Origin of the sequence: Streptomyces abyssalis (assembly GCF_001751365.1) — a bacterium.
Lineage (GTDB): Bacteria > Actinomycetota > Actinomycetes > Streptomycetales > Streptomycetaceae > Streptomyces > Streptomyces abyssalis.
In genome coordinates this window covers 214,509-233,108 of record NZ_LJGT01000037.1, presented here as the reverse complement: position 1 = coordinate 233,108, position 18,600 = coordinate 214,509, and the positions used below count along the sequence as shown (strand labels likewise).

The 18,600-nt window shown below is 72.3% G+C and carries 17 protein-coding genes; 13 read left to right on the top strand and 4 right to left on the bottom strand.

Annotated features, from left to right (window positions below):
* The first annotated feature begins 68 nt into the window (after positions 1-68).
* From AN215_RS04240 to AN215_RS04230, 3 genes are all read left to right on the top strand, one after another.
* Positions 69-713 carry a fasciclin domain-containing protein gene (locus AN215_RS04240; RefSeq protein WP_070010148.1) on the top strand — a complete coding sequence of 215 codons (645 nt, stop codon included), beginning with the start codon at positions 69-71 and terminating at the stop codon, positions 711-713.
* 321 nt (positions 714-1,034) lie between these two features.
* Complete coding sequence (locus AN215_RS04235) at positions 1,035-2,237, top strand: S1 family peptidase (RefSeq protein WP_070010149.1); 1,203 nt, start codon at positions 1,035-1,037, stop codon at positions 2,235-2,237.
* Positions 2,238-2,512: 275 nt separating this feature from the next.
* Positions 2,513-3,160, top strand: a complete 648-nt coding sequence (locus AN215_RS04230; RefSeq protein ID WP_070010150.1) for a dihydrofolate reductase family protein — start codon at positions 2,513-2,515, stop codon at positions 3,158-3,160.
* 55 nt (positions 3,161-3,215) lie between these two features.
* Here the strand turns inward: AN215_RS04230 and AN215_RS04225 are convergent, their stop codons facing one another.
* Positions 3,216-3,521, bottom strand: a complete 306-nt coding sequence (locus AN215_RS04225; protein ID WP_070010151.1) for a 4a-hydroxytetrahydrobiopterin dehydratase — start codon at positions 3,519-3,521, stop codon at positions 3,216-3,218.
* A 230-nt stretch (positions 3,522-3,751) separates the two neighbouring features.
* On the opposite strand from AN215_RS04225, the gene AN215_RS04220 reads away from it, so the two are divergent.
* The 8 genes from AN215_RS04220 to AN215_RS04185 all read left to right on the top strand — a co-directional run bounded on the left by AN215_RS04220 (position 3,752) and on the right by AN215_RS04185 (position 12,055).
* Entirely contained in the window at positions 3,752-4,900 is a 1,149-nt protein-coding gene (locus AN215_RS04220; protein WP_070010152.1) for a LacI family DNA-binding transcriptional regulator, read from the top strand.
* The gene (locus AN215_RS04215; RefSeq protein WP_070010153.1) at positions 4,897-6,183 is read left to right on the top strand and encodes an extracellular solute-binding protein; all 1,287 of its coding nucleotides are present in this window, start codon (positions 4,897-4,899) and stop codon (positions 6,181-6,183) included. Before AN215_RS04220 ends, AN215_RS04215 begins: the two co-directional genes overlap by 4 nt.
* Before the next feature lie 17 nt (positions 6,184-6,200).
* Positions 6,201-7,178, top strand: a complete 978-nt coding sequence (locus AN215_RS04210; protein ID WP_070010154.1) for a carbohydrate ABC transporter permease — start codon at positions 6,201-6,203, stop codon at positions 7,176-7,178.
* A gap of 42 nt (positions 7,179-7,220) precedes the next feature.
* Entirely contained in the window at positions 7,221-8,027 is an 807-nt protein-coding gene (locus tag AN215_RS04205; RefSeq protein ID WP_070010353.1) for a carbohydrate ABC transporter permease, read from the top strand.
* A 76-nt stretch (positions 8,028-8,103) separates the two neighbouring features.
* Positions 8,104-9,123 carry a glycoside hydrolase family 130 protein gene (locus AN215_RS04200; protein WP_070010354.1) on the top strand — a complete coding sequence of 340 codons (1,020 nt, stop codon included), beginning with the start codon at positions 8,104-8,106 and terminating at the stop codon, positions 9,121-9,123.
* Between the two features lie 211 nt (positions 9,124-9,334).
* Positions 9,335-10,381, top strand: coding sequence for a PHP domain-containing protein (locus tag AN215_RS04195; protein WP_070010155.1), 1,047 nt, complete (start codon positions 9,335-9,337; stop codon positions 10,379-10,381).
* A gap of 139 nt (positions 10,382-10,520) precedes the next feature.
* Entirely contained in the window at positions 10,521-10,790 is a 270-nt protein-coding gene (locus AN215_RS04190) for a YrhK family protein (RefSeq protein WP_070010156.1), read from the top strand.
* A gap of 158 nt (positions 10,791-10,948) precedes the next feature.
* Entirely contained in the window at positions 10,949-12,055 is a 1,107-nt protein-coding gene (locus AN215_RS04185) for a fatty acid desaturase family protein (RefSeq protein ID WP_079122679.1), read from the top strand.
* A 17-nt stretch (positions 12,056-12,072) separates the two neighbouring features.
* Here AN215_RS04185 and AN215_RS04180 read toward each other — a convergent pair whose 3' ends face one another.
* Positions 12,073-14,283 (bottom strand): phage holin family protein, encoded by a 2,211-nt coding sequence (locus tag AN215_RS04180; RefSeq protein ID WP_070010158.1) that lies wholly within the window; start codon positions 14,281-14,283, stop codon positions 12,073-12,075.
* 364 nt (positions 14,284-14,647) lie between these two features.
* Between AN215_RS04180 and AN215_RS04175 the strand changes: the two genes are divergently transcribed.
* Together AN215_RS04175 and AN215_RS04170 are read left to right on the top strand one after the other, a co-directional pair.
* Positions 14,648-15,421, top strand: coding sequence for an MBL fold metallo-hydrolase (locus AN215_RS04175; protein WP_070010159.1), 774 nt, complete (start codon positions 14,648-14,650; stop codon positions 15,419-15,421).
* Positions 15,422-15,453: 32 nt separating this feature from the next.
* The gene (locus AN215_RS04170; protein WP_070010355.1) at positions 15,454-16,098 is read left to right on the top strand and encodes a DedA family protein; all 645 of its coding nucleotides are present in this window, start codon (positions 15,454-15,456) and stop codon (positions 16,096-16,098) included.
* A 50-nt stretch (positions 16,099-16,148) separates the two neighbouring features.
* Here the strand turns inward: AN215_RS04170 and AN215_RS04165 are convergent, their stop codons facing one another.
* A complete protein-coding gene (locus AN215_RS04165) occupies positions 16,149-17,420 on the bottom strand; it encodes an MBL fold metallo-hydrolase (RefSeq protein WP_070010160.1) in 1,272 nt (423 codons plus the stop codon).
* Positions 17,417-18,544, bottom strand: coding sequence for an aminotransferase class I/II-fold pyridoxal phosphate-dependent enzyme (locus AN215_RS04160; RefSeq protein WP_070010161.1), 1,128 nt, complete (start codon positions 18,542-18,544; stop codon positions 17,417-17,419). Before AN215_RS04160 ends, AN215_RS04165 begins: the two co-directional genes overlap by 4 nt.
* Positions 18,545-18,600: the final 56 nt, after the last annotated feature.

The window sequence follows — 18,600 nt, the reverse complement described above, 5'->3', positions numbered from 1 at the left end:
ACCCGTTCCCGATCCAGCAACGCCGGCCGACAGGCTCCGGCACGAAGCCCCGTCTTGAGGAGACAGACATGAACACCACACGAATCCGCCGCGGCGCCGTCGCCGTCACCGCCGTCGCTCTGCTGCCGCTGGGCATCAGCGCCTGCTCCAGCGAGGGCGGCGGCAGCGACAAGGCCTCGGACGGCAAGAAGTCCGAGGCGCCCAAGGACAGCTCGAAGCAGGAGAAGCCGCAGGCGAGCGGCGAGTTCGGACCGGCCTGCAAGGCCGTTCCCAAGACCGGCAAGGGCAGCTTCAAGGGCATGGCCCAGGACCCGGTGGCCACCGCCGCGAGCAACAATCCCGAACTGTCCACGCTGGTCGGCGCGGTGAAGAAGGCCGGTCTCGTCGACACCCTCAACAGTTCCAAGGACATCACCGTCTTCGCGCCGACCAACGAGGCTTTCGAGAAGGTCCCGAAGGCCGACATGGAGAAGGTCATGAGCGACAAGGAGATGCTCACCAAGGTCCTCACGTACCACGTGGTGGGTGAGCCGCTGTCCAAGGAGAAGCTGGCCGACGGCTCCTACCCGACGCTGGCGAAGGAGAAGCTCACCACCTCGGGCTCCGGCGACGCCTTCAAGGTCAACGACGAGGCGGCCGTGGGCTGCGGCAACGTGAAGACGGCCAACGCCACGGTGCACATCGTCGACTCCGTGCTGATGCCCCCGAAGTAACCGGCCGGCACGGAGCACGACGGCTGCAGTACGGCAAGAGCACGGCGGGTCCGTGCGGCACGGCGCTCACCGGCCGAGCCGCACGGACCCGGGTGCGTTCGGACTCCTGTTCGTGCGGGCCCCAGTTCGTGGGGACCGGGGTCCGTACGCCCACGTGTCCGCACGTGCGCCGGCGTACCTCCATCCGGCCCCCTCACAGGTGGTGCCCCCCGGGCGGCGGCCGGACGCTGGGGCGAGGGTCTGTCGTTCGGATCGGTCTGGATCAGGGAGAGGCCCTGGGCCGGAGAACGCCTGTGCACCAGCGATACGAGGAGAGCACCGATGCCCCGTAAGCTCCCTGTCCTCGCCGTCACGGCCGTGGCCGTCGGCGCCCTCGGCCTCGGCGTGATGCCCGCGACCGCGGGCGAACCCTCCCCGCCCGGCTCCCGGCCCGGTTCGGGCTCCGGCACCGGCTCCGCGGACGCGGCGACGCCCGCCCCGGAGGTCGCACCGGGAATGCTGGAGAGCGTCAGCAGGGACCTCGGCATCACCACCGCGGACGCGAAGAAGCGGATCGCCAACGAGCAGCGCGCCGTCGCCGTCGAGAAGAAGCTCCGCAAGAAGCTCGGGACGCGCTACGCGGGTGCGTGGGTCACGGGATCGACGTCGAAGCTGGTGGTGGCGACCACCGACCGGGGCGACACGGCGGCGATCAAGGCTGCGGGCGCCGAGGCGAAGGTCGTCGACAACAGCCTCGCCGTCCTCGAAGCCGCCAAGCGTGCCCTGGACAACTCGGCGACGAAGCGCGCACCGCGGGGCACCGCGGTATGGGCGGTGGACGTGCGCAGCAACAGCGTGATCGTACGGGCGGGTGAACCCGGGGCCGCCAAGGACTTCCTCAACCGCAGCGGTGCCTCCACCTCACTGGTGCGGGTGACGCAGTCCGCCGAGAAGCCGCGAACGTACGCCGAGGATCTGCGCGGCGGCGACGCGTACTACTCCGGCGGCTCCACGCGCTGCTCCGTCGGCTTCGCGGTCACCAAGGGCGACGCCGAGGGCTTCGTCACGGCGGGACACTGCGGAAGCGCAGGCACCAGGACGACGGGCCACAACCGCGCCGCGCAGGGCACCGTCCGCGCCCGCTCCTTCCCCGGCGACGACTACGCATGGGTCGAGGCGAACGAGAACTGGCGGGCGAGGCCGTATGTGAAAGGCCCCGGCTCCGCGAACCTGTCGGTCGCCGGGTCGAAGCAGGTCCCGGCCGGTTCCTCGGTCTGCCGTTCCGGATCGACCAGCGGCTGGCGGTGCGGCACCATCGAGCAGCACGAGGCCACGGTCACCTACAAGCAGGGCACCGTGCGGGGCCTGACCCGGACGGACGTGTGCGCCGAACCCGGCGACTCCGGCGGCCCGTTCATCTCCGGCGACCAGGCGCAGGGCACGACGTCGGGAGGCTCGGGCGACTGCTCGACGGGCGGTGCGACCTACTACCAGCCCGTGGCGGAACCCCTCTCCGAGTACGGGCTGACGCTGAGCACCGACTAGTTGCCGTGACCGGCGGGTCGCTGATTCGGCCGGGAGGCCGCGGCCGCCCTCGGGGGCGACAGCAGGGGCTGGAGGACCCACGCTCCCGCTGGACGCTCGCCTGGTGATCCGTACGCGGCTGCGCCGGGGGACGACCGCCGGGGAGTCGTCGCCCGGCGCGGCCGCGGGAGCGCTGTGAGAACTGCACGATGCGGCGATGAGTTTCCCCGGCCGGGCCGGTCCACCATCCGTAAGCGATCAGAGAGCGCGAAGCAGGAAAGACAGGAAAGAGCGACATGAGCCAGTTGCTGCGGGTCCAGAACTTCACCGTCTCGAGCGACGGGTTCGGCTCCGGCGAGGGCCAGAGCCTCGAGAAGCCGTTCGGCCATGCCGATCCTGGGAAACTGTTCGCCTGGGCCATTGCCACCGACCACCCGCCCGTCAAACGCTCCGAACCCGGTGGCAGCCGAGGCCTGGACGACTACATCACGCGGGACTATGCCCGCAACATCGGCGCCGAGATCATGGGCCGCAACAAGTTCGGGCCGCAGCGCGGGCCCTGGCAGGACCACGAGTGGAAGGGGTGGTGGGGTGACGAACCCCCGTTCCACACGCCGGTGTTCGTCATGACGCACCACAAGCGCCCGTCGTTCACGCTCTCCGACACCACGTTCCACTTCGTCGACGGCGACCCGGCCGAGGTACTCGCCCGGGCGAAGGAGGCGGCGCAGGGCCGGGACGTCCGGCTCGGCGGTGGGGCGACTGTCATCCGGCGATTCCTCGAAGCCGGCCTCGTCGACACCCTGCATGTGGCGGTCGTGCCGACGAAGCTCAGCTCCGGATCCCGGCTGTGGGAGTCCCCCGATGAACTGCTCGACCGGTTCCACCAGGACGTCGTGCCCAGCCCGAGCGGCGTGACGCACCACCTGTTCTGGCGGAAGTGAGGCCGGACCGGCCGCCCGGGCGAATCACGCAGCGGCCGGGCGGCTCGCTGACCGGCTAGCTCGCGCCGTGGCCCGGGGCGATCTCCTCGATGCGGCGGGCGAGTTCGATGTCCTTCCCGGTGACCTGACCTCCGACGCTGTGGGTGTTCACCGTGACGGACAGCTTGTTGTAGCCGAGCGCCATGTCGGAGTGGTGGTTCAGCTCCTCCTGGATCGCGGCCACATGGATCACCATCGCAGCGGCCGGCAGGTGCTTGGCGAAGGAGTACGTACGGGCGATGCTGTCGCCGTCCGTGCTCCAGCCGGGAAGGGCGGCCAGTGCCTCGTCGGTCTGCTGCCGGGTCAGCGCTTCAGGGGCCATGACTTTCTCTCGCTTCCTGTCGGTGGCGTACCCGCCAGCCTAGGAGCCGGCGGTGCCTTCATCTGCGTTCGCCTGCCACGCAGGAGTTTCTCGCCGCACACCCGTTGACACCTCCGGTGCCGTTCCGGTTGAGTTCACGCATCGCGCCGCTGTTAAAGCGGTTTAAACAACTGATACCAGCTCATAGCGCGCGAGCCTCAACACTCCACCGGACGGACGGACTTGGCGGCATGGCTGCAGCACGGGAGAGACGTCCCACGATCGCGGACGTGGCGAGGCTCGCCGGGGTCTCCCCCAGCGCCGTCTCCTTCGCGCTCAACGGCCGTCCCGGCCTGGCCGAGGCGACCAAGTCCCGCATCCTGGCGGCCGCGGCCGAACTCGGCTGGCGCCCGAGCCGTCCCGCGCAGGCGCTCTCCCGGGGCCGGGCGGGCGCGCTCGGCCTGGTGCTGTCGCGGGAGACCGACGCGATCGGGGCCGACCCCTTCTTCCCCGCCTTCATCGCGGGCGTGGAATCGGTGCTCTCGCCGCGCGGCGACTCCCTCGTGCTGCATGTGACGAACCCCGCCGACGAGGCGGCCGCATACCACCGCCTCGCGGCCGACCGCCGCGTCGACGGCGTGCTGCTCACCGACATGCGCGTGGACGATCCGCGTCCGGAGCTCACCACCGGACTCGGGCTGCCGGCCGTCGTGGTCGGCGACCCGGGCTGCGCGGACGGTCTGTGCGCGGTGAGCCTGGACGACAAGCCGGCCTTCGCCACCGCCGTCGCGCGCCTGGCGGAGCTGGGCCACCGCCGCATCGCGCACGTGGCGGGGCCGCGGGAGTTCCACCACTCGCGGCGCCGTCAGGAGTCCTGGGAACAGGCCGTACGTGCTGCCGGGCTGACGCCGGGGCCGGTGCTTCCGGGCGGCTTCACCGCCGACGGCGGTGCCGCCGCGACGCGTCAGCTGATGGCGCTGGGCGTCGGGGAGCGACCCACGGCGATCGTCTTCGCGAACGACCTGTCGGCGACGGCCGGTTTGGCCGTCGCACACCGGCTGGGCCTGTCCGTGCCGGAGGACCTCTCCGTCGTCGGCTACGACGACACCCCGCTCGCCGCCTACACGCATCCGCCGCTGGCCTCCGCACGCGCCGACGCCCTCGGCTGGGGCGCCGCGGCGGCCCGCGCGCTCGACGAGGTCATCGCGCGAGGGCGCGCCGACGACGTCGAACTCGCCCCCGCCAGGCTGCTGCCGCGTGCCTCGATGGGCCCCGCGCCGGACCCGGCCCGTGCCGCCCCGTCCGGCCCCGGCAGCACGGCCGTTCGGCCGCAGCGTCAGCCGGAGCACGAGCAGGCGGCGGAACCTGCACCGGAACCGACAGTACGGAGAGAACCTTGAGGAGGAAGACCGGAGCGGTCCTGCTGGCACTCGCCCTGACGGGCGTGAGCACCGGATGCGCCCGCACCGCGCCCGACAGCACCGCCGCGGCCTCGGCGCGCGGCCCCATCACCGTATGGCTGTCCAACAACGCCCAGGAGGTCGCCTGGGGCGAGAAGATGGTCGCCGAGTGGAACGCGAAGCACCCCCGGCAGCGGATCACGGCGCAGCAGATACCCGCGGGCAAGACCTCCGAGGAGGCGCTGAGCGCGTCCATCGTCGCGGGCAACAGCGCATGCCTGGTCTTCAACACCTCACCGGCGTCCGTCCCGCAGTTCCAGAAGCAGGCCGGCCTCGTCCCGCTCGACGACTTCCCCGGCGGGGAGAAGTACGTCGACGGGCGTACGGGCGAACGTGCCGCTCAATACCGCTCCGAGGACGGGAAGTTCTACCAGCTGCCCTGGAAGAGCAACCCCGTGATGATCCTCTACAACAAGAAGATCTTCGAGAAGGCCGGCCTGGACCCGGAGAAGCCGAAGCTCTCGACGCACGAGGAATTCCTGGACAGTTCGCGCAAGATCGTCCGCAGCGGCGCGGCGAAGTCGGCGATCTGGCCGGCGCCGAGCTCCGAGTTCTTCCAGTCGTGGTTCGACTTCTACCCGTCCTTCATCGCGGAATCGGGCGGCAAGCAGCTGGTGAAGGACGGGAAGCCGCAGTTCGACACCCCGGCGGGCCGCCGCGTCGTGAACTTCTGGCGCACGGTCTACCGCGAGAAGCTGGCGCAGCAGGAGCTGTTCCCGGGGGATTCCATGGCGGCGGGCAAAGCCGCGATGACGATCGCGGGACCGTGGGCCGTCGCGGCGTACAAGGACACCATCGACTGGGGTGTGGTGCCGGTACCGACCTCGAAGGGCCTGCCGGCGTCCGAGACGCACACCTTCTCCGACGAGAAGTCGGTCTCGATGTTCAGCGCCTGCAGAAACCGGGCCACGGCCTGGGACGTGCTGAAGTTCGCGACGTCGAAGAAGCAGGACCGCGCCTTCCTGGACGCGACGGGCCAGATGCCGATGCGTCCGGACCTGCTGGGCACGTACGAGCAGTGGTTCGAGAAGAACCCCGCCTACCGGGAGTTCGGCGACCAGGCGGACCGCATCGTGGAGGTGCCGAGCGTCGCCGGTTCCGTCGACGTGTGGCAGGCGCTCCGGGACCGCTGGACGGCGTCCGTCGTCTTCGGCCGCGAACGTCCGGAGCCCGCGCTGCGCGACGCCTCCCGCGAGATCTCCGAACTCCTCGACGAATACTGACGATTGCCGAGGTTCCGATGAGTGTCCCCCTCATGTCGCGTGCCGGCGGCCGCGATCCGCAACGCCACGGGCCGTACGGTCCGCGGGGCCGGCCCGGCGACGGGCCGCGCGGCCGCGGCCCGCGCGGCAACAGGCAGCCGCTCGGCGCCCTGTTCGTCACGCCGTACGCGCTCTTCCTGGTCGTCGTCTTCGCCGTGCCGCTCGGCTACACGGTCTGGATGTCCTTCCACCGCTTCTACTTCACCGCCCCGGGCACGGACGTGGACGCGCCGTGGGTCGGGCTGAGCAACTACCGGGATGTGTTCACCGATCCGGTGGTGCTGCGCTCGTTCTTCAACATCGCCGTGTTCCTCGTCATCAACATCCCGCTGACCGTCGTGCTGTCCCTCGTCCTCGCCTCGGCGCTCAACTCCCGTCTGCCGCTGCGCTCCTTCTTCCGGGCCGCCTACTACCTGCCGTACATCACGGCGAGCGTCGCGCTTGTGGCGGTGTGGGGCTATCTCTTCGGCACCGACGGGCTCCTCAACCACACCCTCGGCGGTCTCGCACCGGACCCCTCGTGGCTGGTCAACTCCGCGCTCGCGATGCCTGTGGTGGCCGTCTTCGTCACGTGGACGAATCTGGGTTTCTTCGTGATGCTCTACCTCGCCGCGCTGCAGGGCGTTCCCCGCGAGCTGTACGAGGCGGCGGGCGTCGACGGCGCCGGGCGGGTGCGGACCTTCCTGACGGTGACCGTGCCGGGCGTGCGCCACGCCACGACCCTCGTCACGGTGCTGGCCGTCATCAAGGGGTCCAACCTCTTCACGGAGCCCTATCTGCTCACCGGCGGCGGCGGCCCGGACCACGCCTCCGCCTCGCCGGTGCTGATCCTTTACCAGAAGGGCATCGAGCAGGCGCACCCGGACTTCGCGGCGGCGCTGGGCGTCGTACTGGTCCTGGTCGTGGTGTCGCTCTCCCTCATCGCCCGCAGGTTCACCGAGCGGAAGGAGGTCTGATCCGTGAACACAGGCCGCGTCTCCGGAGGCTGGTGGCTGCGGATGGTGGTGCTCGTACTGGGCGCCGTCGTCTTCCTCTTCCCCTTCGCGTACATGTTCACCGCGTCTCTGCAGAAGCAGACGACCGGCGACCTCGGATCGGTGATTCCGCTCCCCGGCAGCAGCGGAACGCAGAACTACGTGGCCGTCAACGGGGCCATCTCGCTGGGCCGTTCGCTCTTCAACTCCGGCGTCTTCACCATCGGCGTGCTGCTGTGCACCCTCGTGATGGGCGTGCTCGCCGGATACGGCCTGGCCCGGATGCAGTTCCGCGGGCGCGGCACGGTCTTCGCGGCCCTTCTCCTCGTGCAGACCGTGCCGTTCCAGCTGCTGATGCTGCCGCTGTATGTGCTGGTGGTGCGGGACTACGGGCTGGGCGACAGCTACTTGGGGATGATCCTGCCGTTCGCGATCAACTCCACGGCGGTCTTCCTCTTCCGTCAGTTCTTCCTGCAGCTTCCCGCCGAGCTCTTCGAGGCCGCCCGCATCGACGGAGCGGGCGAACTGCGCATCCTGTGGCGCGTCGCGCTGCCGATGGTCCGTCCCGCCCTGCTGACGGGCACCCTGATCGCCTTCATCGGCCCGTGGAACGAGTTCCTCTGGCCGTTCCTGGTGACCAAGGAAGCCGGAATGCAGCCGCTCGCCGTCGCGCTGGCGGGCTTCATGAGCAATCTGCGCGGCACCGTCGAGAACCCGATGGGTGCCGTGATGGCAGGGGCGTGCGTGCTGGCCGTCCCCGCCGTGGTGCTCTTCCTCCTCTTCCAGCGCCACTTCACCCAGACGAACATCGACTCCGGAACAAAGGGCTGATCCCACCGTGCACGACCGCTCCGCACACACCCCCTCCACCCGCATCCCGTACCGCCTCGTGCGCGAGGGCGTCGTGATGTCGCCGTCCCCGCACGACCCGCTGGAGGCCGAGGGTGTGCTCAACCCCGCGTCCGGACGCACCGAGGACGGCGCCCTGCACCTGCTGCCCCGCCTCGTCGCCGGGGGCAACGTCTCCCGCGTCGGCCTCGCCGAGGTGACCCTCACCGAAGGTGTGCCCACGGGCGTCACCAGGCGCGGAGTCGTCCTCGCACCGGACGCCGGCTGGGAGCGCGGCAAGAACAACGCGGGCGTGGAGGACCCGCGGGTGACATGGATACCGAGCCTCGGGCAGTACGTGATGAGTTACGTCGCCTACGGCCCGCTCGGCCCCAGGGCGGCCCTCGCCGTCTCCGCCGACCTGCGGACCTGGCGCCGGATCGGCCCCGTGCAGTTCGCCTACCAGCCGGACCTCGACACCGACCTCAACCTCTTCCCCAACAAGGACGTCGTGCACTTCCCCGTGCCGGTGCCCGGCCCCGACGGTGCGCCCGCGTACGCGATGCTGCACCGGCCGATGTGGGACCTGGGCTGGTTCCGCCCGGGCGAGGGCGTCCACCTCCCGGCCGGCGTCACCGACGAACGGCCCGGCATCTGGATCAGCTACGTGCCGGTCGCCGAGGCAGAGGCGGACATCACCGCGCTGACCAGGCCTCGCGACCACCGTCTCGTGGCGCTGTCCGAACACCCCTGGGAGAGCCTGAAGATCGGCGCGGGCCCGGCCCCCGTCCAGGTCGAGGAGGGGTGGCTGCTGATCCACCACGGGGTCTCGGGACGCATGGACAAAGCGTTCACGGACCAGCAGCAGCACGTCAGTTACGCGGCCGGCGCGATGATCCTCGACCCGGCCGACCCGGCCAGGGTGCTGGCGCGCTCGGCGGAACCGCTGATGGCCCCGGAAACGGAAGAGGAACGCTCCGGGACGGTCCCCAACGTCGTCTTCCCCACCGCGGTCGAGGAGATCGACGGAGTCCGGTACGTCTTCTACGGCATGGCCGACGCACACATCGGTGTCGCCCGGCTGGAGAGGACTGACTGAGCCCAGGGGCGCCGGGGAACCGCAGACCCCGGGCAGGCCGGGAACGGGGGGGGGGGGACGCCAGCTACCGGGGCACATCCGGGTGTCCGGTCACGCCCGGGCATCCGGTCACGCCCGGGACGCGCGCTCACCGCCGCCTTGCGCCACCGTGGAAGATGACGGCACGGCGAGCAAGGCGAGCAGAGACAAGGCACTGCGAGGAGGGGCACCCGTGGACCCGCTCACGGCACTGGACCGGATCGCTTTCCTGCTGGAACGCGCGCAGGCTCCCACCTACCGGGTGCGGGCGTTCCGTACGGCCTCGGAGGTGCTCGCGGCTCTGGACCCGCAGGAGGTGGAACGGCGCGCGGCGGCGGGCGGCGGACTGGAGTCACTCAAAGGGGTGGGTCCGAAGACCGCGCAGGTCGTACGGGAGGCCCTGCGCGGCGAGGTCCCGGCCTACCTCGCGAAGGTGGAGGCGGACGCGGAGTCCGAGCCTGAGGCGACCACCGTGGACGACGCCCCCGTCAGCGAGGAGGCCCGGCGGCTGCGCGCGGCGCTGCGCGGCGACTGCCACATGCACTCCGACTGGTCGGACGGCGGCAGCCCCATCGGGACGATGGCACGTACGGCCGCCGAACTCGGCCACGAATGGGCGGTGCTGACCGACCATTCACCCCGTCTCACGGTGGCCCGCGGCCTGAGCGCCGACCGGCTGCGGGAGCAGCTGGACGTGGTGGCGGAGGTCGGCGCGCAGGTCGCACCGTTCCGGCTGCTCACGGGAATCGAGTGCGACATCCTCCTCGACGGGTCGCTGGACCAGGACGAGGAGCTGCTGGCCCGCCTCGACGTGGTCGTGGCGTCCGTGCACTCCAAACTGCGGATGCCCGCGGCCGAGATGACGCGGCGCATGGTCGCCGCCGTCCGCAATCCGCTGGTCGACGTGCTGGGGCACTGCACGGGCAGACTGCGCTCCAGCCGCCCCGAGTCCCAGTTCGACGCGGAGGCGGTCTTCGCGGCCTGCGCGGAGTCGGGAACCGCCGTGGAGATCAACTGCCGCCCCGAACGGCTCGATCCGCCGCGCCGCCTGCTGCGGCAGGCAGTGGACGCCGGGGTGTACTTCTCCATCGACACCGACGCGCACGCGCCGGGCCAGCTGGCCTGGCAGATCAACGGGTGCGTCCGCGCGGCGGAGTGCGGTGTGCCCGCGGAGCGCGTCATCACGACTTGGACGGCCCCTGAACTGCTGAGCTGGGCACACGGTTCGCGCGACGCGTGACCGCACCCACGCGCACAGGAGGACGACGGTGCCCGAGCCCGACCAGGGAGAGCCACAGCGGGGACAGCCTCAGCAGGACCGGCCACAGCACGGTCAGCCACAGCAGGACCGGCCTCCGCAAGGGAGCGGCAAACCACCGGTGACCATCCGAGTCGGCGACGCGGAAGTGGTGATCCGTCAGCGCTACGCCGTCGCGAGCATCGCCAACGACCTGCTCGTCGCGGTGTGGTTCCTCGTCGGCAGCGTCATGTTCTTCTCCGCGGAATGGCAGACGGCGGGCACCTGGTGCTTCGTCTTCGGCAGCGTGGAGCTGCTGATCAGGCCGGTGATCCGGCTGACCCGTCAGGTGCATCTGCAGCGGATGCACGGAGGGAAGTACGCCGCGGAGGAGACCTCGCAGGACTTCTGACCCCGCTCCTGGGGGTGCCGCCCCGCGACGTGCGCGGGCGGGCCCTCCCCCGTACCGGGGTGCACCTGGCGACACCCCGGCGCTGCGGCGGACACCCCTGGTGAGAGGCGTGCTGCGCGGCTGTCGGCACCCTCCCCCGCGCCGGGAGGCTTCAGTGCATGACGACACCGGCGACTCGGACGACAACGACAGCGAGACCGACAGCAGCAACGGCAACAGCGGAACCGGCACCGGAACCGGCAGCCGTGCACCCGGCCGCACCACGCGCCGGCCGGCAGGGCAGCGACTTCGCCCGGCTGTACGCGCGGATCGACGAGGCCGGCCTGATGCGGCGCCGCCCCGGCTACTACGCCCTGCGGCTGACGCTGGTGGGCCTGGCATTCGCGGCCGGCTGGACCGCGTTCTTCGCGCTCGGCGAGAGCTGGTGGCAGCTCGCCGTGGCCGGCTTCCTCGGGCTGGTCTTCGGTCAGCTCGCCCTGGCCGCCCACGACCTCGCGCACCGTCAGGTCTTCAGCAGACGCGGACCGAGCGAGGCCGGCGGCCGCATCGTCGGCAACCTCGGCATAGGAATGTCGTACGGCTGGTGGATGAACAAGCACACCCGGCACCACGCCAACCCCAACCACGAGGAGCTCGACCCGGACGTGCGGCCGGACATCCTCGTCTGGTCCCAGGACCAGGCGCGGGCCGCGAAGGGGCTGCCGCGCTTCGTCGGACGCCACCAGGCGGCGCTGTTCTTCCCGCTGCTCACGCTGGAGGGCCTCAACCTCCACGTCTCCAGTGTCCGCGCCCTGCGCGAACCGCACATGAAGCGAAGGGGGCTGGAGGGGCTGCTGCTCTTCACGCACCTGGGGGCTTACCTCGCGGCGCTCTTCCTCGTCCTGCCGCCCGGAATGGCGTTCGCGTTCCTCTTCCTCCACCAGGCGGTCTTCGGCGTCTACCTCGGCTCGATCTTCGCCCCGAACCACAAGGGCATGCCGACGCTCACCGGCGACGACCGGCCGGACTTCCTGCGCCGGCAGGTCCTCACCTCCCGCAACGTACGGGGCGGCCGGCTGACCGACTTCATGCTGGGCGGCCTCAACCACCAGATCGAGCACCATCTCTTCCCGAGCATGCCCTCGCCCCATCTGCGCCGGGCCCGCGTCATCGTCCGCGACTACTGCGCCGAACTGGGCATCGGATACCACGAGACGGGCCTGGTCACCTCGTGGCGCGAGGCCCTGAGACACCTCCGCGAGGTCGGCGCTCCCATCCGCGGCTGACCACGCGAACCGGCCGTTCAGGCGGGCCGGGCCGCCGGGGACTCCCGGTCCGGTGCCGCCGGGAACTCCCGGTCCGGTGCCGCCGGGGCTTCCCCGTCCGGTGCCGCCGGCGCGTTCTCGTCCCGTGCGCGCGACGCCGGTACGGCGGCGCCCGCCGCCTCGTTCAGCCAGCGGCGCAGTACGAGATGGACACGCTCGGCCCCGACCAGTTCCTCCTCGCCTGACGGGGCCGACAGTTCGCGCGGCGAGAGCAGGAACGCGTCGTTCTGCTCCCCGCCGAGTCCGCCGTGCGAGCCGATCTGCTGCTCGAAGGCGTGTACGGCGCCGCTCTCCGGGTCGATCACTGAATTGATCATGATGTCCGGCACGTTCCGGAACCCGGCGGTGCGCCGCACCGCATCCGCGGCGCCCGGTCCGAACGGCGCCAGCGGGTCGGGCCCGCCGGTGATCTCACCGGTGTCCAGGCGGTGTTCGGCGCCGCCCCCGCCCAGCACGACGGGGCCGTGCTGTTCGCTGTGCAGCAGCAGGAAGCCGATTCCGGGATGGTCGGCGAGCGTGCGCAGCAGCGTGGGATGCCGCTTGTCGACCTGCTCCCTGGACATCCGGCCCGGCACGTCCGGGAAGGAGACGAGCCCGAGATTGCCGGAGGCCAGCACGACCGGCCCCGCGCTCCTCGACGGTGTCCGCTCCTCGTTCTGCGGCCCGCTCTCCGGCCTGTGCAGCGCGGCGCGCGCCGCGGCCCGCGCCTCCGCGCCGCTGGGCGTGCGCCCCACACGGCGCGAGACGGGCAGCCCGCAGCCGGCCCGTACGAGGTCCTCCAGCGTCAGCCCGTAGGCGGCACGGAAGGTCTGCCCCGCGCTCTGCCCGTGGTCGGAGAGCAGCACGATGCGGTACGGACGCGGCGCGCGCCGGGCCGCCTTCGCGATCAGCGCCACCGACCGGTCGAGCCGGCGCAGCACCTTCTTCGCGTCCGAGCCCCGGGGCCCGGAGTGGTGGGCCACCTCGTCGTAGGCCACGAGGTCGGCGAAGACGGCACTGCGTCCGCTGAAGACGTCGCCGAGCACGGCGGCGACCACCACGTCGCGCTGCACGACGGTGGCGAAGGCACGGATCAGCGGATAGAGCCCGCCGCGCGGCACCCGGGGCCGCTCGCCGCGCAGCCGCGAGCGCGTCGACTGGATGAGCTCCCGCACCACCTCGGCGACGAACGAGACCGCCGTGCGGGTGGCGTTGGCGGGGTCGGAGAAGTAGGCGACGTAGCCGGCACGGGAGCGGTTCTCACGGCCGCGCCGCGCCGCGACCGCCACCACGAGGGCGACCTGGCCGGCGCCGCCGGTGAAGAGGTTGCCGCGGCTGGCGCCGTCCAGGGCGAGCAGCCCGCGGTCTCCGGTCTCCTCGACGGCCCGGCGCTGGAGTTCGGCGGCTCCGGAAGGACGGTTGCTGATCAGCACCTCCCCCGACCCCTTCTCGTACCAGCGGAAGGCGGGCACGTCCTTGTTGCTGCCGTGGAGGATGCCGAGCTGGCTGGCGCCCGTCTGGGACGGCCAGTCGGTGCGCCAGGGGGTCAGCCGGTGCGTGGCGCCGTACATCGCGGCGACGGTCGGCATCAGCGCCGGCTCGCCGCCGGCACCGCCCGTGACGGCCTCGCGCAGCAGCCCGTGGCCGACGCCGTCGAGCTGCAGGAAGACCGTGCCCGGTGTGCGCGGCGCCGGGCCCAGCCCCTCGCGGCGGCGCCGGCGGTCGGCGAGACGGGCGAGGCGGCGGCGGTAGGCGCCGTCGTCCCGTACCGCCAGGGCCGTACCGGCGGCGGAGGACGCGGCGGACATGGCCGCGGCGACCACGACGGCCGTGCCGGGGTCGGCCGAGCCGCTGCCGTACGGCACCAGGGAGAGCGCGAGCCACAGCAGCGAGCCGTTGAGGAAGAAGACGAGTGTGCCCAGCACCAGCGCGGGCACCAGCAGCAGAGCCCGTACGAGCACGGGCCACACCACCGCACCGAGCAGGCCGAAGACACCGGCTCCTATGGCCGCGGTCGTCGCGATGTAGGTGGCACTGTTCCCGGCTTCCGGCGACTGGAGCCGGAAGTCGGGAAGGATGCCCGCGAGAACCAGCAGCGTGAGGGTGCTCACCGCCCACACCGCCAGCACCCGCAGCACCGTGGCGCCGAAGGAGCGCCAGTGCCTCGGCACACCCCCCGGCAGGCCAGGGGGGAAGACCCGCAGCCGCATCCTGACTCCCAACTCTCCCGGCGCCGCTCGCACACCTGCTGACACGAGAACCCACCCGATGCGCGGGATATTCTCCAATTCTCCATGTTGCGCCCGTCTCGTGACACAGCGCCCGGCCCGTCCCCGTGCGCTGGGCGCATACGCTCGAAGCGCGGGGGCGGTGGACGCGGTGCCCGCCACGGCGAGTACACGCGGCCGGTACGGGCAGCCAGTACCCGCGGCGGAACGGGGCATCCGGTCTCCGGCGGCCGGTTCCGGCCGGGATTCCGGCGGGGATTCCGGCCGGGATTCCCGCCGGGGTTCCGGCGGCCGGCGGTTTTCCGGGTCCGCAGGGGCCGTCAGCACCAGGCAGGGAGGAGCACACGTGCCGGTGGAGGTCACATGGTGGGGGCATGCCACAGCCACGGTGCGGGACTCCGGGGTGACGGTTCTGACCGACCCGCTGCTGGTGCGGCGCATGGCGCACCTGCGCAGGCGCCGCGGACTGCTGCCGCCTCCCTCGGCCGCGCTCGCCGACGTCGTGCTCGTCTCCCATCTGCACGCCGACCATCTGCACCTCGGCTCGCTGGCCATGCTGGCGCCCGGCACCCGCGTCGTGGTGCCGCGCGGAGCGCTGCGGGCGGTGCCGCGGCTGCGGCGGCTGGCGTCGGTGCTGCGCTTCCACGAGGTCGTCGCCGGGGAGTGCGTCACCGAGCGGGGCGTGACGGTGCGTGCGGTGCCCGCGGCCCACGACGGACGGCGGATGCCGTACGGGCCGCACCGCGCGGAGGCGCTCGGTTACGTGGTGGAGGGCGCCGCCCGTACGTACTTCGCCGGTGACACCGGCCTCTTCGACGGCATGGCGGAGGCGGTCGGCACGGTCGATGTGGCGCTGCTGCCGGTCGGCGGCTGGGGCCCGTGGCTCGGCGAGGAGCATCTGGACGCCGAGCGCGCGGCGCAGGCCCTGGTGCGGCTGCGCCCGCGCACGGCGGTGCCCGTGCACTACGGCACGTTCTGGCCGATCGGCATGGACGCGGTCCGGCCGCACGAATTCCACGCGCCCGGCGACGAGTTCCTGCGGAAGGCCGGGGCGCTGGCTCCGGGCGTCACCGTGCACCGGCTCACGCACGGCGAGAGCGTGACACTGGAGGCGGCCTGATGTTCCTTCAGCAGCTCGGTGCGGTGCCGGGCATGACGGGTGTGGCGGACGTGACGAGTGTGGCGGGCACCGGCGCGGGCGCGGTGATACCGCCGGAGTCCACGCAGCAGGCCGTCACCTACCCGTCGCTTTTCCTGCTGGTGGTGCTGGGCTCGCTGGTCCCCGTGGTGCCGACCGGCGCCCTCGTCAGCGGGGCCGCGGTGGTGGCCCTGCACCAGAGCCTGCCGGGGCTGGGCCTGGGGGCGGTCTTCGTCGTGGGAGCGGCGGCGGCGTTCCTGGGGGACGTCACGCTGTACTGGCTCGGAAGGCGCGGAGTCGACTCGCGGAGCGGATCGCGCTGGCTGGAGCGGCTGCGGGAGCACGCGCCGCCGGAACGGCTCCGTCAGGCCCAGGACAAGCTCCGCGAACACGAGGTGGCCGTACTGATCGTCTCGCGGCTCATACCGGCGGGACGCATACCCGTGATGCTCGCCTGCCTGCTCGCGCGGATGCCGTTGCGCGAGTTCGTACGGGGCAATCTGCCCGCCTGCCTCGCCTGGACCGTCGCCTACCAGCTCGTCGGACTGCTCAGCGGCTCCGTCTTCCCCGAACCGTGGGAAGGCGTCGCGGCGGCGGTGGGGCTCACCGTGATCATCAGCGTCGCGCCCACGGTGTGGCGGCGCTTCCGCGCGAGCTGACCGGCCCGGCAGGCTCCGCCGCCTCCGGCCGGCTCCCCCCCCGCCTCCGTTCACTCGCCCAGTACGCGTGAGGCGCCGACCGGAAGGTCCCACAGGTCTCCGCGCGCCCGTCCCGCCGAGGCCCACGCGGCACGTACGCGTTCCAGAGGTGCCAGCGGCGGCTCGGCCGAGAGCAGGAACGTCGCATAGTGCATGGGCGCCATGACACGCGCCCCGACGTCCGCGCAGGCCCGCACCGCCTCCTCCGGGGAGGTGTGCACCGGCTTGAGCATCCAGCGCGGCTCGTAGGCGCCGACCGGCAGCAGCGCCAGGTCGATGCCGGGACAGCGGCGGCCGATCTCCGCGAACCAGTGGCCGTAGCCGGTGTCGCCCGCGAAGTAGACGCGCTGCCGCCGGGGCTGATGCCCGTTCCGCTCCGTGTCGCGCCGCCCGTTCGGCTGTCCCTCGTCCCCGTGGCCGCGTTCCGGTCCCGTCAGCACCCACCCGCCCCACAGGGAACGGCAGGTGTCCGTCAGCGTCCTCCGGGACCAGTGGTGGGCGGGCACGAACTCGAACCGGACCCGGCCGCTCGCGTCCCTCGCGGGCAGCTCCGCCGCCTCCCACCAGTCCAGCTCCGTCACGCTCGTGAAGCCCCGTCTGCGGCACCAGCGGCCCAGCCCGGCGGGGACGAACAGGTGCGTGCGGCGCGGAAGCCTGCGGAGAGTCGGGGCGTCCAGGTGGTCGTAGTGGTTGTGCGAGATGACGACCGCGTCGACCGGCGGCAGGTCCGCCCAGGCCACACCGGGGGGCGTGACGCGGGCGGGCGTTCCGAGGATGCGGCGTGACCACACCGGGTCGGTGAGCACCGTCAGACCGCCGACGCGGACGACCCAGCTGGCGTGCCCGGCCCATGTCACCGAGACCGTGCCGGGACGGGCCGCGGGCACCGGACCGGGCTCGTACGGCAGCCGCGCGATGCCCTTCAGCGCCTGCGGTTCGGGCCGCATCGCACCCTCGCGCGCGGCCCGCACGAGCGCGCGTACGTCGGGGAGCGGCGCGGTCAGCCGGGCGGCGAAGCTGCGCGGCCAGAACCGTCTGGCGCCGACGGGACGCAGCAGCGGGGGTTCAGGTGACCGCTCCCCGGCGCCGGGCTCCCGAGAGGTCCCGCCGCCCGGATGCCCTACGTCGGTACGTTCGCCGTCTGAGGCTTCGCGGTCCCTGCGTTCGGGGTCCGTGCGCCCGGGGTCCGTGCGGCCGGGCACGGCCGGCGGCCCGGGCGGGATCGTCTCCGCCTGCGTCTCCATGTCCTGCTCGGGCAGCGTCCGGTCCGGTTCCACAGTCACTCCCGGAGAGCCGTCAGTTCGGCAAGGGCAGATTTCACCGATTCCAGTACCCGGCTCGCTGCGGGCGATGCCGGAGCCGCGGGCGGCTCGGAGCCGGTGACGATCCCGGCGGACAGCCGCACCCGCAGTGCCTTCGGGTCGTCCCCGAGACGGTGCCCGCCGCACACGTACGGGCCGAACATCCGCACCAGTTGTGCCTCCAGTCCCGCCGAGTCGCGGATGCCGCGGGCGTCGAGACGCGGCCGTACGGGTTCGAAGTCGGCGTAGACGTGGCGCCCGACGCGCGGCGGGCGGCACAGCGCCCCGGCGTCGGTGACGGCATGGTGCAGCTCCGTGAGGAACGGACCGTACGCGCGTGCGGTGCCGGTGCGGCGGGTCCGCAGCGGCTCCGGTTCGGTGAGGGCGTCGGCGACGGCGGCGTCGTCCGGGCCGGTCAGCCCGGTGCGCAGCACCGTCAGCACCTCTCGTACGGACTCGGCGAGTCCGCGTCCGCGTCCGCTGTCCGGGAAGCGGGCGATCCCGGCGACGCGGCCCTGCGGCAGCAGCGTCTCCCCGAGCTCCACGAGTACGACGACCGCGTCGGAGTCCCGGCCTCCGTGGACCATCTCGGCGGGACTGACGACGACCGTGCCGTGCGGCGTGTGTGCCGTGTCGCGCCAGGTCTCGTCGCTGACGATCAGCAGCCCCTCGTCCCCCGCCGCCTCCGTCACCTCGTGCAGCAGCTCGGGGGGCACGGCCGTACCGGTGCAGTCGTCGGCGACGGAGAGCACCAGCACGCGCGGTTCGTCCCCCTCGGCGCGGACGCGGCGCACGGTCTCGCGCAGGGCGACCGGGTCGGGCACTCCCCCGCACTCGGCCGGCACGGGAACGGTGTGCAGCGGGCGGCCCAGCAAGCGGGCCGGCCACGCGTACCAACGGTCGGCGGGTCTCGGCGTCAGAACGGTGCCGGAGCCCGCCGCGGCCAGCACGGCGAAGAGGGTGAGCGCGGCTCCGGGCGCGGCGACGACCTGCTCCGGACGGGTCTCCATGCCGCGGCGCTGCCAGTAGCCGCAGGCGGCGACGGCGGTGGCGGTGCGGCTCTGCCGGTAGCTGTCGCCGGGCCCGTGTCTGTCGCTGCCCTCCATCGCTCACGCCTCCGCCGTCGGGCCGCCATCCGCTGCCGGGTGACAGAATCCGCCGT

Bases quoted from the DNA above. Each gene is read 5' to 3' on its own strand.
- AN215_RS04225 (WP_070010151.1), bottom strand. From the start codon at position 3,521: ATGGCCCCTGAAGCGCTGACCCGGCAGCAGACCGACGAGGCACTGGCC.
- AN215_RS04240 (WP_070010148.1), top strand. From the start codon at position 69: ATGAACACCACACGAATCCGCCGCGGCGCCGTCGCCGTCACCGCCGTC.
- AN215_RS04210 (WP_070010154.1), top strand. From the start codon at position 6,201: ATGAGTGTCCCCCTCATGTCGCGTGCCGGCGGCCGCGATCCGCAACGC.
- AN215_RS04205 (WP_070010353.1), top strand. From the start codon at position 7,221: ATGGTGGTGCTCGTACTGGGCGCCGTCGTCTTCCTCTTCCCCTTCGCG.
- AN215_RS04220 (WP_070010152.1), top strand. From the start codon at position 3,752: ATGGCTGCAGCACGGGAGAGACGTCCCACGATCGCGGACGTGGCGAGG.
- AN215_RS04230 (WP_070010150.1), top strand. From the start codon at position 2,513: ATGAGCCAGTTGCTGCGGGTCCAGAACTTCACCGTCTCGAGCGACGGG.
- AN215_RS04185 (WP_079122679.1), top strand. From the start codon at position 10,949: ATGACGACACCGGCGACTCGGACGACAACGACAGCGAGACCGACAGCA.
- AN215_RS04170 (WP_070010355.1), top strand. From the start codon at position 15,454: ATGACGGGTGTGGCGGACGTGACGAGTGTGGCGGGCACCGGCGCGGGC.
- AN215_RS04235 (WP_070010149.1), top strand. From the start codon at position 1,035: ATGCCCCGTAAGCTCCCTGTCCTCGCCGTCACGGCCGTGGCCGTCGGC.
- AN215_RS04200 (WP_070010354.1), top strand. From the start codon at position 8,104: ATGTCGCCGTCCCCGCACGACCCGCTGGAGGCCGAGGGTGTGCTCAAC.
- AN215_RS04180 (WP_070010158.1), bottom strand. From the start codon at position 14,283: ATGCGGCTGCGGGTCTTCCCCCCTGGCCTGCCGGGGGGTGTGCCGAGG.
- AN215_RS04160 (WP_070010161.1), bottom strand. From the start codon at position 18,544: ATGGAGGGCAGCGACAGACACGGGCCCGGCGACAGCTACCGGCAGAGC.